This is a genomic window from Caballeronia sp. BCC1704 (assembly GCF_902833455.1).
Taxonomy (GTDB): Bacteria; Pseudomonadota; Gammaproteobacteria; order Burkholderiales; family Burkholderiaceae; genus Caballeronia.
The window spans coordinates 1-14,006 of the sequence record NZ_CADFFT010000010.1; the positions used below are offsets into that span (position 1 = coordinate 1).

The following is a 14,006-nucleotide window of genomic DNA, read 5'->3' on the forward strand; positions in this document are numbered from 1 at the left end:
CATCTGTCGCTGTTCTGCGGAAGGACGCGCGCGAACAGGTTTTCGCCTACGTCGAGCGTGAATATGTGAAAGGCTTTTCTCTGGATCAAATCGGGGACCAGTTTTTAAAGATGGCGAAGGCGTATCGATCCCCGGCGCCGTTCGTGGACGAAGCGCAGAAGGTCCTGGTGCAACTTGGCTGGAAGCCGAAGCGGGAGCGGGCATGATCGACCAGGGCGCCAATGGCGCAATCGTCAACGGCGGGGGGCGTACCCGCTTTCGGTTCCGTGATGCTGGGTGGCGAAGGTGGCGAGGACCTAGAAACCCGCATTGAACGGGTATGGCCTGGCTTATCGGATGCCCAGGTATGGCGGATTTTGAAATACATCGACGCGGGCGCCGCTGCTGTTGTTCGAGCTGCGACCGAGCGCCCAGGCAGAGAGAAAACACGCTGGGTAAGGAACTACTAAGAGGGACTATCGGAATGCAAAACAACACAATCGAAATGATGGCACGGATGGAACGAATCTCCGTCGCCACTGATGCCGACCTGCTGGCCGCCATCGACGCGCACCGCCGCCGCGTCGAACAAGCGACTGGAATTCGAGTAACCCTATCGCAAGCAGCGGCCGGTTTGCTGCGCCGTGGCCTGGAAGCCGCGAACTGATTTCCTCCCGTGGGACCCTTGCCAGGGCGGGGCGCTTTGACGGGTAAATCAAAGCGAACCCTGGCGGTTTGTTCTGCTGCTGCTTCGCCCCAGGCCTGTATGGCTGGGGCGTCTTTCGCTGTACTCGCCTGCCACTGGGCCGGAAATACAGTGGCACTTCTGCCCACAAGGGCCAAATTCCTTTTTTCGATGCCGACAATAAACGACCGTCCGACCCAGGGCAAAAACAAGCCCGCCGCGCCGTCCACGAAGCGCCACGCCCCGTTTCGTCTCCCTGATAGGCCGCCTTATGTCCGCACGTCAGAAGGCTATCCGGGCTTGTTGCGGCTTAGATACAGCCGCTAGACCCGCATTGACGCCTATCTACCCAACTCAGATAATCAACTCAGTTACTCAACTCATGGGGCTGACAATGATTGTTCTGGTGGGTGCGGAAAAAGGGGGCGTGGGCAAATCGACCATCGCCAGCAATCTGGCCGTTCACCTGGCGCATAACGGCGTGGACGTGGTGCTGCTGGATACGGACGGCCAAGCGACGTGCGCCCGCTTCATCGAGCGCCGCGACGAAGCCGGAATAACCCCATCCGTTCCATGCGTTCAGCGCACGGGCGACGTGGCCGCGACGCTGCGAGACTTGGCGCGTCGCTATCAAGTCATCGTGGTGGACGCAGGCGGACGCGATTCGCGCGAAATGCGTTCGGCTATGGCGGTGGCCAATCTGCTGCTGGTGCCCACACGCGCCAGCCAGGCCGATCTGGAAACCCTGCCCAAAGTGAATGAGCTAATCGGCCTGGCGCGCGGGCTGAATCCCGAACTGAAGGCATCGGCGGTGCTGTCGATGGCCCCATCAAACCCTGTGATCCGCGAAGTAGAAGACGCCCGCGAACTGATGGCGCAATTCGACCAGCTTGAGTTGGCCGATACGATCATTCGCGACCGCAAGGCTTATCGCGATGCGCTGCTGAGTGGTCAGGGCGTGGTGGAGCGGGACAACTCCCAGGCACGCGCCGAAATCCAGTTACTGGCGCAAGAATTTTTCGAGCTTGAGCCGTCGATCTGAGTTAATGATTAACTCATTGGAGTTGAGTAAATGAGTAAGTTTAAAATTCCGAGCAACGCTACTCGTGGCGACAAGCCATCCACGCGAGAGGAATTTGTTTCCGGCGCTGCCCTTGTGCAATCGCAGGCAGGCACGCGACCGCCGAAACCGGTTCGCCTGAACTTGGACCTAGACCCAGAAGTGCATAAGCAGCTTAAGATGCGCGCTGTCGAAAACGGCATGACCATCGCCCAACTTGTGCGCGGCCTGATTGCGCAGGAAATTGGCTAATGAAATGTCATGAACGAAATTGATTTAGCTGACGCCCTGCGGATGGCGATACACGTTCTGCGCGTGGTGGCCCAAACTAAAACGATGCCATCGGGCTTTGAAATGGACGCGGGCTTGGCGCAGCTTCATGCCGATGCGGCGGACGTGCTGGAAGCGTCCCTGGAGGACCTAGAGGACTACGGGGCGACTTGATGCGCCCGCCCTGGCAAGCGGGGGAGTAGGGCGGTTAGTTCGATAGTGAGAACAGCCACCTATCGACCGGTAGGTGACAATTGTGGCCTGTCTCACATACGGGAAGCCTGCCGCGCCGCAGCAACAACCTAAACGGTGACACGAGGGACTTACTTGTAGCAGTAACGTTGACAAACTCACTCGGGTTAGCAAATCCTTTACTGGCCGCGCTATGGGCGGACGGGGCGAGGGCGGCCCATTGGAGTGCGCAGCGCGAATCGGGCGGGGAGGGAGCGGTTAGCTACCCGCTTCGGCCGGCTTTCTTTCGCCTAGACAATGGCGGGAGCACGCAACTGAGCGTCTATATGCTTATCGTGTAGCCCGCCGCGTGGAAATTCGGCTAGCCCGCCGTCAGAGCGGGCTTTCTTTGCCTGCTTACCGCCTTGTGCGAGGCTATACCGGCCCGCCGTTCACAATGGAAACCCGCACATAGAAGCAAGGTTGACCAGCTTTAAAGAATGGTCAAAACCAAGTTCATGCGTGCGCGCGCTCGACCTTAGGCGTCCCTTTGGAACGTGCTTGCCAAAGGTCATAAGCCGTCTGCTGGGCCAGCCAAATGTCTGCGCGGCCGCCATTCTCGACGCCGAGCCATCCTTCGATCCGAAGGGCCATTTCTGGGGAGATGCCGGCATGCTCATTCAGCACGCGTGACAATGCCACGCGTGTGACACCGAGCTGCTCGGCCGCTTGAGTCACCGTCAAACCAAGCTCTGGGAGAACATCTTCTCGGAGCGTTTCACCCGGGTGAGGCGGGTTGAACATTGGGGTCATGTACTGAACCTTAGTGGTAGTCCTGGTAGTCAACCAAGACAGCGTCAGCCCCTTCGAATGTGAAAGTCATCCGCCAATTCCCATTCACGCTTATCGCGTAATGACCGGCTAATAAACCTTCCAATCCGTGAAGCTTCCAGCCCGGCACATTCATGTCATGCGGCGATTGAGCCACATCGAGCCGAGCTAACTGACGCCTTAATTTCGATGCGTGGTCCGGCCGAATACCTGCCTTACTTCCACTGACAAAGAACTCCTCGAGTCCTTTGTGGCGCCATGATTTGATCATGGTTCTCCCAATACTGGTCATCGATCATGTTATCCATCCCCCCAATGGACTGCGATACTCTGTATAGCGTATAGTTACACTATACTAGAAAGACAGCAAGTCAAACAAGGGTTACATAGAGGTTACAGGCGGACTCGCTCCACCTCATCGAGACTGATGTCGTCGTGGCGTCGATCATAGAGCTGGGTGGTGCGGGTCGATGCGTGGTTCGCCATTGCCGCAGCGTTCTCAAGGGTGCCGCCGTTCTTTAGATAGGCGGTGATGCCGGTTGCGCGGAACGTGTGGTTGCCGATCTTTGTGCCGATCCCGGCCGCCAGTGCCCGGCGCCGCACCATCGCGTAGGCATTGGCCTGCGGCAGCGGCGTGGTGCTCAGTTGTCCGGTGCCGCGCGCGATCGTGCGGAACAGCGGCCCCTTCGGCTCGCCGCGCAGGCCGGACTGGTCCAGATAGTCGTGCAGATACGCTTCCAGCATGTGATGACAGGGCATCACGTGCGCCTTGCCGCCTTTTTCACGCAGGCGCACCCACAGGCGCCGCTGCTGCACATAGACATCCTCGACCCGCATCGCCAGCGCCGCGCCCACGCGCGCGAACGAAAACACCATCAGCGCGATCAGCGCCCGATCACGCAATCCGATCGGCGTGCTCACATCGATGCTGTCGAGCAGCTGCCGCGCTTCCGTGGCATCGAGCACCGGCGTCTTGCCTTTTTTCGCGGTGTGACTCGGCCCCCGCACCGACGCGGCCGGATTGTGCGGCACGATCTGGCCGGTCACCAGCCAGTCGAACAGGTGGCGGATCGCTGCGAGGCGCTGCTTCACGGTCGGCGCCGAGAGTGTCTGCGTCTGCAGTTCAACCCAGCTCGCGACATGCAACGGCTGCACGGCCGTGATGGAGGTCACGCCGGCGCTGGCGCACCACGCGAGAAACTCCCCCGCCGCCCGCGCATACGCGCGCCGCGTGTGCGGATTGCGGATCGCCGAGGCGAAGAACTCGAGAAAGCGGAGGCTGGCACGTTCGCCTGCCGAGGCCACGAGCGAGGTGACGGCCGGCGCCGCACAGACGATTGGGTTCATCGGCGTTGACTAGTGCAGCGTCGGCTTGTTTGAACCGCTGCCGGAGGTCCGGGCGGCTTGGGTCTCGTCGGCATGCTCATACAGTCCGGCGCGGCATTCGGCTTTGAGGTCGGCGACGGTCGAGTCGAGCAGCGGGTGCCCCCGATAGCGGGCCACCGTTGCATCGATCGCGGCTTCGACTTTTCGAACGGCAGCCTCGATGCTGTGGAGATCTTGACTGTTGAACTCCACCTCGATCACGAGCTCGTCGAGCGCCTGCAAGGCGGCAATGACCTCGGCCGGCGGATCCAACGATGGTGTGGTGGTCATGATGATGCTCCCTGAGAGGCTGGAAAAAGACCATGCTAGTTCTTGCGCAAGCGCGCGTGATAACCGCGGCGTAGGCCGGCAGCGTTCTGCGTTGCCTGTCGAATCGGCGACCGCGCCGACGGTGCTACACATCTCGGCCCGGCCGCCGCGTTGACCATGATGCCGAACACCCGGCCATCCGGCGGGCCTGCGCGCCGGCTTCAACGACCACGTCGCCCGAACGACCCTTTGAGCAGCAGGAGTCGGCCCCGGGCCGAACCGTCGCCGGTGACCCGTCCCAGCCCATCGGGGTCCCGGCGACTTCAATGGCCTGTCGAGCAGGCCGCCGAGCATGTCCACGCCCTCGTCTATATCTGATAAAGGACATTATCAACTATAGTGCGATACGTTATTTAGTGGCTGCTTAAGGAACGGTCTTTGCATTTGTAAGACCAGTTCTGGGAGACGAAATGTTCTCGCATCGAGCGTCGCACTGGTCAAATCGGATTGTTGCGCGTCGACACGCGCCGGTGTTGCGTATCTTGCTCGTGGATGACTATGAGCCAGGGGCCGAAGCAGTGACGGCTGCTCTTCTCGCTGACGGATATGAAGTGCGTTGCGTCTTTAGCGGGCGCACCGCGCTGGAGTTGGTCGACAAGTGGGTTCCAGATATTGCTGTCCTAGACATCAACATGCCCGAGATGGATGGCTTGGAACTAGCCTTTCGGCTCCGTCAACGCTTAGCCACCCACGACATCGGCATGATTGCGTTTACCGCGCTGGATGAATCCGCCGTTCGCGCCAGTAATTTCGCCGCGAGTTTTGACGCCTATTGCCAGAAGGCCGGTAGTCCGGCAATGCTGCTGTCGATCATTATGCGGATGCTGCGGTAGCCATCATCATTTTGCCAGACGATAAGGGATGCACTGACGCGTGACGCTGGCATTGATGCATCCGACCGGCTCAATTCTTGCAATCGGTCTCTGGGCAAGGGTATTTCCTCGACTCTGCACTCGATACGGCAAGGGAAAATGGAAGAATCCATTGAAGTTGCTATAGGGACGCTCGCCTTTTTTGGCGCATTGGCGCTCGCCTTGGTGGCAGCAGCAGAAGTGCTTCTTTTTTTGAGCCGACTTGACCCTGACAAGCGGCGCCGATCACTATCATCGCCTTTAGATAGTGCTTCTCGAAGATGAAAAATCGATCAGGTCAGGGGCGCTAACGGGAGTTGGTTAGGGCGGCGTTCAACTGCTTCGCAAACGTTTGTCTTTCTTCCGCGGAGCGAGAGCAGTGATGAAGAAAACCCCGTTAGGCAGTGCGGCCGTCGCTCACAATCTCAGGCGGCAAGAACACCAACGTGTGTGGCCGCAAGTGTGCGCACAGCTCGAAAAATATCTGGAAAAGAAACGGGTTTGCGGAAAAAAGCGTCCCACAAGCCGTCGCAGCGCGGGACAGGATCGGATGAGACTAGGAGCAAGGGAATTTGCCGAATCGTCGGATTCCCTCGCAGTTGCTTGCAAAGTTCTATGCCGTCAAGAAATGGCATGCACCAGTCGGTGATGACTACGTCGACTTCAGTCACCGCTAGTTGAGCGAGGGCGTCAGCGCCATTGACCGCACATATCACTTGGCATCGTTCGCTTTCAAGAAGGACTTGTAGCGAGGCCCGCGTCGATTCATCGTCATCTACAAGTAAGACTCTCGTCACCGTCTCTTCCATCTTGTAACCTTTTGCGGACGGACTACTCGCAAGAAACATTCCGAAGCTATAGGTTTTTCTCATTGAGCAACCCTACAGTCGTTTCCAGTAATTTCGCCGGATCGATGGGTTTGCTTAGATGGTCGTCGAAGCCGGCGTCTATCGCCGCCTTCCGATCTTCAGCTCTAACTTGGCCGGAAAGTGCGATCGCTGGGATGCTAATGCCGTCCCGTCGCAACGACTTTATAAAATCGTACCCGTCTTCCCCTGGCATTGTTAGGTCAGAAACGATCACATCAGGCGGGCTGTGCAAGATCGCGCGGCGGGCTTCCGGGACTGACGCCGCTGTATGCACTTGGGCGTTTTCGAGCTGGAAAGTTAGTGCCAGTGCTTCGAGCGTGTCAGCATCGTCTTCGACAAGCAACACAGTCTTCCCTTTGAGCGTAGTTCCGCTAAGGAGGTCGCCCTGCGACGATGATTTCTCGGACTGCCGGACACCGACCGTTGGCAGAATTACCGTAACAGTGGTGCCTTGTCCCGGCCCGTCGCTTTGCGCGGTTATGTCACCGCCGTGCATTGCGACGATGCTGCGCGAAATGGCGAGGCCGAGACCCAGCCCTGCTTGATCTCGCTTGATTGGATTTTCAATCTGAACAAACGGCTCAAAGATGTCATTGAGTCGATCGGCGGCGATGCCGGCGCCAGTGTCCGCGATGCTGATTCGCACAGTGTTTCCTGTGACGACGAGCGCCGGCAAGATCCTCCCGCCCCGAGGGGTATGTTTCAGCGCGTTGTTGAGTAGGTTTGCGAACACTTGGCGAAGCCGCGGCCCGTCGCCAAGAATATGGACCTCCTCAGCGACGAGGTCGGCGACAAAGATCCCCTTCTTGTCCGCAATGGGCCGAATGTCTTGCAGGGCAGCGTGGAGGCAGTTAGAAACTGTCAGAGGGACTCGCTCGACAGTGAATTTCCCACGGCGGATGCGACTGGTATCAAGTAGGTCATCAATCAACCGCGTCTGGGTCAAGACGTTTCGGCGAATAACAGCGATGCCGTTTTTAATAAAGTCCGCGTCGTTGGACGTTTGTGCAAGGAGATCCACCCAAGCCAAGATTGCGGTAAGGGGAGCTCTGAGTTCGTGTGAGACAGCGGCGATGAAGGTATCCTTCGCTTCATTTGCAGATTGCGCGGCGACACGCAGCATGCGTTCACTTTCTATCAACGCAGTACGTTCCGATTCGAGCTGCTTTTGTGTTGAGATGTCGATCGTGATTCCATCGAATCGAACAGCACGGCCTGAATCATCGAATGACGTGCTTCCTTTCGCCCGAAGCCATCGCACCTCGCCTTCCGGCGAGACGGTTCGATATTCCACGTCGTAGGGTTCGCCACCCGCGACGGATGCGTCAACGGCAGCTCGCGTCGCGTCTCGATCGTCCGGATGTATCTTGCTATAGAAGGTTGCGATGTCGATCTCTCCGTCCGGCGTATCCGGAGGTAGCCAGAAATGACTTTTAGATCGAGCATTCCAATAAAGCCTACCGAGCGGTAGAGGACAATAGAAGGTGCCAATCTCTGCGGCCTCGGCCGCCCTCCTCAGCCGGTCCCGTGTGTCTTCGACAGACTCAAGGCTTGGACGTAATCGGTAATCAGTCATCCTCGTTCGCTCCTTTTTGTAAGATTGTGGTAGGCGCGACTGCCCTCCGAGGTGTAATGCTGTGCTAATCCAAGGAACGATTAAATGTTGAACGTTCCCAGTACGTTAACGGTTAAAAACGTCAATCCATGAGAGGTGTTGCGCGCAGAAAGTGTGCCTTCTGCGGCAAGCGTTTTTGCACAGGGTCGGCTAAAAGTTGCGTGTTCGCCTAGTTTTTCGGGTGTTGTTTGGTAGTCAAGCTGAGAGTCGTGTGATACCGTAGCCACGCTTTTGGCGTCTTCGACGCATCGACCTACGATCGACGTTAAGTTCGATCCGATTCATTAAGCCGGGCACTTTGCCCGCAAACCGCTTACGGCAAGCGCATCGGATTCGTCCGCCCTGCACGGCCCCCTGAGCGATTTTTTCGAGGCGCTTCGGCGGGGCTCTCTTAGTCCGTCCCTTGCAAGCGCAAACAATTTCATCTCGGGCCTTGCCCGCGCATCACGTTTTCTCCGAGCTACTCGCTAGAACCTCCTCGTCTTTCGGCTGCCAACGAGCAGCCCAGTTAGCGCATCGCGTCCACGCTTCCCGTTTGCTGTGCCGACAGCCAAACGCAGCAAGCACGACGCGGTGACTTTCCCACCTTCCACGGCCCGATCATCGGGAGCATCCGCCGAAGGCAACCACGTGGTTTTGCGCGTCACTGCTTCGCTATGCGTAGCAGTGACGCGCTTTCGCGCACCCCTCTCGCCCGCGCCACGTAAGGCGCCCGTCTCACGACGTGATAGTTAAGCGCACGTCAGCGCGTCGAACCGGCCAACCGGCGAACGGCAAACGACCTCATCGGCAGCAGTACCCGGCCACAACAACCCACCTCCAGGTGGCGGCCCACACCTCCCTAAACACACGCAGAACCCGGCTCGCTGGAGCGTTCCGGTGCAACACAGACAGAACAACGAAGAACAAGCCCAACGATGGAAAACACGAGTAAGTCGACGTCAACGTCACCGCCCAAACGATCGCCATCGCGCGATCACCGCTCTGTTGAAGCGAAGTTCATGATGGCCGCGCTTCATAAGGGGGCCGCGACGTTGACGCACAAGAAAATGCTGACGACTTTTAGAGCGTTTGCCGCGCACGCCAAGCTGCAGCGTTATGGCGATGTCGATCCCGCCACCGTCACGAAGAAGCAGCTATGCCAGTACGTGAGCACGCGCATCGAAGCAGGTATCACCGCGCGAACGATCCAAAACGAGGTTAGTCATCTGCGCCGTGCCGTGCACGGTGCCGGCCGTGGCGAGTGGGTCGATGCCCTCACCAACACGCAGCTTGGGGTGCCTGTGGGGACACGCATCGGCACAGGCCGCGTAGTCGATGCACAGGTGCTCGCCCACGCTCTGGAGCATGCACCGGCCGACACCCTTGCGTGGATCCAGCTCGAGCGCTGCTTGGGCCTACGACGCGAAGAAATGATCGAAAGTCACAAGAGCCTAAAGCAATGGGAGGCCGCGCTCTCGCGTGGCCAGAGCTTCATCACGATCCGCCATGGAACCAAGGGCGGACGCGTGAGGGACACGACGATCCCGATGCCCTACCGGACGCGCGCCTTGAAGGCGGTCAGCGCTGCTTTGGAGATCGTGAGGCAGCGGCAACATCTAGTGGACGCGCCAACGGCACGTGCAGCCCAGAAGCAGGTCCACGACCGCTTCGCGGCATTGGGGTTGATGGGCAAAGACTCCGGTCACTCCTTGCGCCGCGCCTTCTGCCGCGACAACTACGAGTACTACTTGAGCGAGGGCCACTCCATCAAAGAAGCGCTCGTGCTGTGCTCGCGCGATCTCGGTCACGGTGAAGGCCGCGGCCGCTGGGTGTGGAACAACTATCTGAGGGCCACCTATGAGCAGCAAACTTGAATTCGTGACCGCTCTCCGGTTGCCGAAAGGCAGCGTGTGGAAGGTCAAATCTGAACTGGTCGGAGGTACCCGGCTGGAAGGGCTTTCCGATCCGACCGATACGCTGCCGCGGGTAAAGCTCTCACCTGAAGCGTTCGAAGCGCTTAAAAGCCTCCGGCATCGTGGTGAGACGATTCGGGAGGTGGCGGAAAGACTGATCTTTAAAGCTACTGGGCAAACCCATGGTTAATGGTGCGAACGATTGAACAGGCTTGGGCCCATACAGGGCCTTGTGCGGGCCCATGTATGGATTACGACAGACGCGAGAACCATTGCAAGAAGCTCTACGGCCCCTGCACGGACCCTGCAAGGGCTCTGCAAGGGCTCTGCGAAGTGCCCGATAAGTGTCAGATATCTGCTCCTTTTGTAGCATCAACAAATGGGATTGAATCGATTCTTGCCGACAGGGGCAGAAAAGTGGCAGATAACTGACACTTTTCTCCCCTTTTGCGGCAGCAGTATGATCGAGTCGATCTGCCCGCAGAGCGCATGATTGTTGTCGTCCCTCGGACATGGCGAGCCTGTTGCGCTATGCGCGCCAGGGTGCGCTATGTGCGTGTACTCGCGCTGCTCAATGCCGCCAATCCGCAACTAAAAAAGCGAGCGAGGCGCTTGCCGACATCGAAGGGAGTTGCCGCCGCTGGCATTGGGCGGCGCAAGGCATTCGCCAGCGCAAGCGGCGCGGGGCTTTATATCGGCGATTTAGAACGCGTCGCGGAACTCTGCGTTAAAAACTAGATATTGCTATGATTCGCGGCGAGTGCGAGCCTGCCGCGCGAAAAAACAAGGTAAATCCCCATTACGATCGTGCCTGATCACTAACTAGCACTGTCATAACCGGAAACTAAACCAAAAAGAATGGCTGCCGTGAAAGCAAGGACGTAGGCAATGAATTGCCAGCGAGGTAGAGGTGAGGGGGCGCTGAGCCAGCGAATCATATTATCAAAGTAGATACGTAGCATCGCTGGGAAGCCCTCAGAAGCCTCAGAATTTGCATGTAGGGAGAATTTCGGATTTTATGTCTAGCGGGATTCCGGCCCATTCAAGGCCAGTTTTGCTGCGATGCGCCACCATCCAGCAACCGATTCCGCCGTCGATACGCGTCCGCCAGCGCTGCCTCGAACGTCGCCAGGATTTGTTCGGCTAAATCACGATCGATGGGGCTATAAAACGGAAAACCGCCAACGCGGTCGCGCTGCTGCCTAACCCAAGCGTCCCACTTCGCTATCTCCGCCTCTGCCTTGGCAAGCTCCCTGGTTGCCATTTCCTCAGGAATCATTACGTCATCCCTCGTCCACCTCCAGCATTCAGCAACGAACCATTTCGCGGCGTGAACATAGAGCGGCTCGAATAAGCAGAGCTGCCCCGCCCCGGTTGCTTCAGTGGCTTCGATCGTTATGCCGAAGATGCGGGGCTGCTGCGTTCCAACAGGCGAGCCAGGGAACAATTTCCGGGGTGCGTCTGTATCGAACCCGAACACAGCCAAGACGGGTAGCCCGTCAAAGCGAAGCGATTCACGGGGCCAGAAGTAGCTGATGCCGTCCATCACCTTGGGCTTTGAGAGGGCGTTATGTCAAGCGCTAACCAGGCCGGGTTTAGGGCTTGCCTTGTGGCATTGCAACACGAGCGATAACCTCCACGCCGAGCAACCTATCCCGGCGCGCGCGAGACCGCTCTAAGGCTGATTCAAACGTCACGAGGATTTGCTCGGCCAGATCACGGCCGATACGCTCGTAGAAAGCGAAAATGCGGATACGCTCCCGCTGATCGGCCACGCGCCGCTCCCACTTGTCTACCTCGGCGTTGGCCTTGGCGAGTTCTATTACTGCCGTGTCATGCGGAATCATCGCGTCCCCTTTTCGTCCATCTGTAAAGAGCAATGGAGGGGCCACGTTACAGCCCGGGACGAAAAAAGGCCGCCCATCAAGAGCGGCCCGAGGCGTTCCACAAGCCGCGCGAGGCGATACCGGCCCCGCCGCTCACAGCGGGAACAGGCTATCAAGGTGCGTGGCTTTGGCGGCCACGTCCCCGAGGGCTACGCTACCGTTCGTCATAGCAAGCGGCCTTGCGGGTCTCGTTCGAATGTGAAACGGAGCGCCTTAACCTTGCGGCCTGCCTTGACGGGTTCCCACTGGATAGCCCAACCGTCTTTCTCGTTTAGCTCTTTCACAGCGGGGTCAATGATCTTACGGCGGATAGCCGCAAAGTCCCCGCGTTGCTTCTCCGTGGCGTCCATCGCGGTAGCAAAGTCCTCAATGTCGTATTCCGCCCAACCCGTGGACTTAAAGCGGGTGAGTAACTCCAGCAACCGCCAAGAGTACGCGGAACGCAATGCCGTAGCCTGTTGGAGCTGGTACGTGGTGAAGTTCTTTTTCAGGCCGAACAGGGCAGGGAGTAACTCGGGCCACCACGCCAGTTCAACCCACGCCTCGCCCTCGTGGTACGTGCAGCGGCCAACCCACCGCATATCTACCCGCAGCGGCTTGAGTGCTTGGCCGCCTCGCTTATGGGCCGGTTCAAAGAACGTGATAGACCGCTTGTAGAGGTCCTTGGCCGCGCCCTGGAGGGCCTCGTATGAGGCGTTGGCTTTGACGCCGAACGATTCCGCGTACTCCGCCGCCGTTATCTTGGTCTTGGGTAAGTCTCCGGGATTGAGGGCGCGGCGGCTGTCGAGCTTGCTAACCGCGAGCATAACGAGGCGCTTCTCCGCTAGCGTGAGGCCGTGGCCCGCCCGAGCAAGGGCGTTAGCCATCGTTACCCACCGCTCCCCCGTAGGCGCTTTTATTTCTTCTAGTTCCATTCTGCCGTGTCCCGTGTGATTCTGCCGTGTCCAATAGCATGGCAGATAAGACTTATTCTGCCAACTATTTTATAGGGCAGATTAGCCCGGGATTAGGCAGAATAGGCGGCCCGTAGCCTGTGGATAGCACCCGGAAAAAGGCAGACTAACCCGGAAAAAGGCAGAGTTCACCCGGAAAAAGGCAGAATAGCGCCCCGCAAAGCCTTACCCAGCAAGGGTTTCAGCCCCCTATAAACAAGGAAAAACAATTTAAAAGGGAAAGCACCCGCCGCTACGGGCAGCTAACCCGGAAAAAGGCAGAATAGATTGACGCGCCTCGTGTACTCGCTGGCCGGGACGCGGCATTACCAAGAGACGCTGTAAACGAAAACGCCCGCTCTATGGCGGGCTGGCCGAACTTCCACGCGGCGGGCTACACGGAAAGCATATAGACGCTCAGTTACGTAGTGCCGCCATTGTCTAGACAAAAGAAAGCCCGCCTTCGCGGGGACTGGGCGGGCTAAAGACTATCTTGGTGTGCTCTAGCAAGAGCACCCTTTACTCTGCAATCCGTGTGCCGTGTGGCCGCTAAAAAAAAACCCGCACACCGGGGTAGGGACGGGCGAATCCGCATCCAGCGCGAAGATAAGACACGGAAGATTCATTACAGCAATTCGTAAGCCGCGTTCCTCGGTTATCCCGCGTCCCCGTGGACAGCCGGGTACAAGTCCCTGCGGACTTGCCCCCTACCTGACCACAGGGCCCCTCGCGGCGTGGGGCCTACGGCGTGACTCGCTGCGCTCGCCTTGGCGAGACAAACGGCAAAGTCAAAACCCACACATAGATCCATGGCTGACCAGTCTTTAAAGTCCGATGCAGACATAACCACATCAGACAACGACCGTGCAAACACAACCACAGCCGACCAAAATCCTGCGCCTACCCGCCGTTATGGACCGCACGGGCCTGAGCAAGCCCTACCTGTACCAGATGATTAAGCGCGGCGAGTTCCCCGCGTCCGTTCGTATCGCGCCGCGCTATGCGGGCTGGATTGAGCAAGAAGTCACCGACTGGCTGCACCAGAGCATCGCTGCCGCACGCGGCCAGTAAGGGGAAACTGAAGCAATGGCACAAAACGAAGCTATCGAAGCATTCAAGTTGCGCTTAGCACAACTAAACGCCGAGCGGCGCGCATCTGTCGCTGTTCTGCGGAAGGACGCGCGCGAACAGGTTTTCGCCTACGTCGAGCGTGAATATGTGAAAGGCTTTTCTCTGGATCAAATCGGGGACCAGTTTTTAAAGATGG

Annotated in this window: 19 protein-coding genes; 10 read left to right on the plus strand and 9 right to left on the minus strand. The window is 58.4% G+C overall.

From position 1 onward, the window contains the following. The 5 genes from HWX53_RS27275 to HWX53_RS27295 form a co-directional block, all read left to right on the plus strand. Positions 1 to 206, plus strand: a 206-nt coding sequence (locus tag HWX53_RS27275; protein WP_175946704.1) for a hypothetical protein, incomplete at its 5' end; no start/stop codon positions are given. A 257-nt stretch (positions 207 to 463) separates the two neighbouring features. Continuing rightward, the gene (locus HWX53_RS27280) at positions 464 to 646 is read left to right on the plus strand and encodes a hypothetical protein (RefSeq protein ID WP_175946705.1); all 183 of its coding nucleotides are present in this window, start codon (positions 464 to 466) and stop codon (positions 644 to 646) included. A 412-nt stretch (positions 647 to 1,058) separates the two neighbouring features. Then, on the plus strand, positions 1,059 to 1,706 hold the full coding sequence (locus HWX53_RS27285) for a division plane positioning ATPase MipZ (protein WP_175946706.1): 648 nt from the start codon (positions 1,059 to 1,061) through the stop codon (positions 1,704 to 1,706). A gap of 30 nt (positions 1,707 to 1,736) precedes the next feature. Beyond that, a complete protein-coding gene (locus HWX53_RS27290) occupies positions 1,737 to 1,976 on the plus strand; it encodes a hypothetical protein (protein ID WP_175946707.1) in 240 nt (79 codons plus the stop codon). A 9-nt stretch (positions 1,977 to 1,985) separates the two neighbouring features. Then, positions 1,986 to 2,168 carry a hypothetical protein gene (locus HWX53_RS27295; protein ID WP_175946708.1) on the plus strand — a complete coding sequence of 61 codons (183 nt, stop codon included), beginning with the start codon at positions 1,986 to 1,988 and terminating at the stop codon, positions 2,166 to 2,168. A 513-nt stretch (positions 2,169 to 2,681) separates the two neighbouring features. Here HWX53_RS27295 and HWX53_RS27300 read toward each other — a convergent pair. The 4 genes from HWX53_RS27300 to HWX53_RS27315 all read right to left on the minus strand — a co-directional run bounded on the left by HWX53_RS27300 (position 2,682) and on the right by HWX53_RS27315 (position 4,652). Further along, positions 2,682 to 2,978 (minus strand): HigA family addiction module antitoxin, encoded by a 297-nt coding sequence (locus HWX53_RS27300; RefSeq protein ID WP_175946709.1) that lies wholly within the window; start codon positions 2,976 to 2,978, stop codon positions 2,682 to 2,684. Between the two features lie 10 nt (positions 2,979 to 2,988). Then, on the minus strand, positions 2,989 to 3,267 hold the full coding sequence (locus HWX53_RS27305) for a type II toxin-antitoxin system RelE/ParE family toxin (RefSeq protein WP_175946710.1): 279 nt from the start codon (positions 3,265 to 3,267) through the stop codon (positions 2,989 to 2,991). Between the two features lie 122 nt (positions 3,268 to 3,389). After that, positions 3,390 to 4,343, minus strand: coding sequence for a tyrosine-type recombinase/integrase (locus HWX53_RS27310; protein ID WP_175946712.1), 954 nt, complete (start codon positions 4,341 to 4,343; stop codon positions 3,390 to 3,392). 9 nt (positions 4,344 to 4,352) lie between these two features. Beyond that, complete coding sequence (locus HWX53_RS27315; RefSeq protein ID WP_175946714.1) at positions 4,353 to 4,652, minus strand: hypothetical protein; 300 nt, start codon at positions 4,650 to 4,652, stop codon at positions 4,353 to 4,355. A gap of 449 nt (positions 4,653 to 5,101) precedes the next feature. On the opposite strand from HWX53_RS27315, the gene HWX53_RS27320 reads away from it, so the two are divergent. Further along, entirely contained in the window at positions 5,102 to 5,524 is a 423-nt protein-coding gene (locus HWX53_RS27320; protein ID WP_175946716.1) for a response regulator, read from the plus strand. 443 nt (positions 5,525 to 5,967) lie between these two features. Here the strand turns inward: HWX53_RS27320 and HWX53_RS27325 are convergent, their stop codons facing one another. Together HWX53_RS27325 and HWX53_RS27330 are read right to left on the minus strand one after the other, a co-directional pair. After that, positions 5,968 to 6,414, minus strand: a complete 447-nt coding sequence (locus tag HWX53_RS27325) for a response regulator (RefSeq protein ID WP_175946717.1) — start codon at positions 6,412 to 6,414, stop codon at positions 5,968 to 5,970. Then, the gene (locus HWX53_RS27330; protein ID WP_175946719.1) at positions 6,398 to 7,987 is read right to left on the minus strand and encodes an ATP-binding protein; all 1,590 of its coding nucleotides are present in this window, start codon (positions 7,985 to 7,987) and stop codon (positions 6,398 to 6,400) included. Before HWX53_RS27330 ends, HWX53_RS27325 begins: the two co-directional genes overlap by 17 nt. Before the next feature lie 956 nt (positions 7,988 to 8,943). On the opposite strand from HWX53_RS27330, the gene HWX53_RS27335 reads away from it, so the two are divergent. Further along, positions 8,944 to 9,882: an integrase domain-containing protein gene (locus tag HWX53_RS27335; protein WP_175946720.1), complete on the plus strand. Its 939-nt coding sequence runs from the start codon at positions 8,944 to 8,946 to the stop codon at positions 9,880 to 9,882. After that, positions 9,866 to 10,111: a hypothetical protein gene (locus HWX53_RS27340; RefSeq protein WP_175946722.1), complete on the plus strand. Its 246-nt coding sequence runs from the start codon at positions 9,866 to 9,868 to the stop codon at positions 10,109 to 10,111. The genes HWX53_RS27335 and HWX53_RS27340 overlap by 17 nt, the downstream gene beginning before the upstream one ends. Positions 10,112 to 10,963: 852 nt before the next feature. Here HWX53_RS27340 and HWX53_RS27345 read toward each other — a convergent pair. The 3 genes from HWX53_RS27345 to HWX53_RS27355 all read right to left on the minus strand — a co-directional run bounded on the left by HWX53_RS27345 (position 10,964) and on the right by HWX53_RS27355 (position 12,721). Further along, positions 10,964 to 11,467, minus strand: coding sequence for a hypothetical protein (locus HWX53_RS27345; protein ID WP_175946724.1), 504 nt, complete (start codon positions 11,465 to 11,467; stop codon positions 10,964 to 10,966). Between the two features lie 49 nt (positions 11,468 to 11,516). Next, complete coding sequence (locus HWX53_RS27350) at positions 11,517 to 11,768, minus strand: hypothetical protein (protein ID WP_175946726.1); 252 nt, start codon at positions 11,766 to 11,768, stop codon at positions 11,517 to 11,519. 203 nt (positions 11,769 to 11,971) lie between these two features. Beyond that, positions 11,972 to 12,721, minus strand: a complete 750-nt coding sequence (locus tag HWX53_RS27355) for a replication initiation protein (RefSeq protein ID WP_208454826.1) — start codon at positions 12,719 to 12,721, stop codon at positions 11,972 to 11,974. Positions 12,722 to 13,603: 882 nt separating this feature from the next. Between HWX53_RS27355 and HWX53_RS27360 the strand changes: the two genes are divergently transcribed. Together HWX53_RS27360 and HWX53_RS27505 are read left to right on the plus strand one after the other, a co-directional pair. Beyond that, positions 13,604 to 13,810 carry an AlpA family phage regulatory protein gene (locus HWX53_RS27360; protein ID WP_208454827.1) on the plus strand — a complete coding sequence of 69 codons (207 nt, stop codon included), beginning with the start codon at positions 13,604 to 13,606 and terminating at the stop codon, positions 13,808 to 13,810. A 15-nt stretch (positions 13,811 to 13,825) separates the two neighbouring features. Then, a partial coding sequence (locus HWX53_RS27505) for a hypothetical protein (RefSeq protein WP_208454828.1) occupies positions 13,826 to 14,006 on the plus strand: 181 nt, incomplete at its 3' end.

Coding starts and splice junctions, on each gene's coding strand:
- HWX53_RS27310 (WP_175946712.1), bottom strand. CDS start 4,343: ATGAACCCAATCGTCTGTGCGGCGCCGGCCGTCACCTCGCTCGTGGCC.
- HWX53_RS27345 (WP_175946724.1), bottom strand. CDS start 11,467: ATGGACGGCATCAGCTACTTCTGGCCCCGTGAATCGCTTCGCTTTGAC.
- HWX53_RS27305 (WP_175946710.1), bottom strand. CDS start 3,267: ATGATCAAATCATGGCGCCACAAAGGACTCGAGGAGTTCTTTGTCAGT.
- HWX53_RS27320 (WP_175946716.1), top strand. CDS start 5,102: ATGTTCTCGCATCGAGCGTCGCACTGGTCAAATCGGATTGTTGCGCGT.
- HWX53_RS27355 (WP_208454826.1), bottom strand. CDS start 12,721: ATGGAACTAGAAGAAATAAAAGCGCCTACGGGGGAGCGGTGGGTAACG.
- HWX53_RS27315 (WP_175946714.1), bottom strand. CDS start 4,652: ATGACCACCACACCATCGTTGGATCCGCCGGCCGAGGTCATTGCCGCC.
- HWX53_RS27285 (WP_175946706.1), top strand. CDS start 1,059: ATGATTGTTCTGGTGGGTGCGGAAAAAGGGGGCGTGGGCAAATCGACC.
- HWX53_RS27280 (WP_175946705.1), top strand. CDS start 464: ATGCAAAACAACACAATCGAAATGATGGCACGGATGGAACGAATCTCC.
- HWX53_RS27350 (WP_175946726.1), bottom strand. CDS start 11,768: ATGATTCCGCATGACACGGCAGTAATAGAACTCGCCAAGGCCAACGCC.
- HWX53_RS27300 (WP_175946709.1), bottom strand. CDS start 2,978: ATGACCCCAATGTTCAACCCGCCTCACCCGGGTGAAACGCTCCGAGAA.
- HWX53_RS27330 (WP_175946719.1), bottom strand. CDS start 7,987: ATGACTGATTACCGATTACGTCCAAGCCTTGAGTCTGTCGAAGACACA.
- HWX53_RS27335 (WP_175946720.1), top strand. CDS start 8,944: ATGGAAAACACGAGTAAGTCGACGTCAACGTCACCGCCCAAACGATCG.
- HWX53_RS27340 (WP_175946722.1), top strand. CDS start 9,866: ATGAGCAGCAAACTTGAATTCGTGACCGCTCTCCGGTTGCCGAAAGGC.
- HWX53_RS27295 (WP_175946708.1), top strand. CDS start 1,986: ATGAACGAAATTGATTTAGCTGACGCCCTGCGGATGGCGATACACGTT.
- HWX53_RS27325 (WP_175946717.1), bottom strand. CDS start 6,414: ATGAGAAAAACCTATAGCTTCGGAATGTTTCTTGCGAGTAGTCCGTCC.
- HWX53_RS27290 (WP_175946707.1), top strand. CDS start 1,737: ATGAGTAAGTTTAAAATTCCGAGCAACGCTACTCGTGGCGACAAGCCA.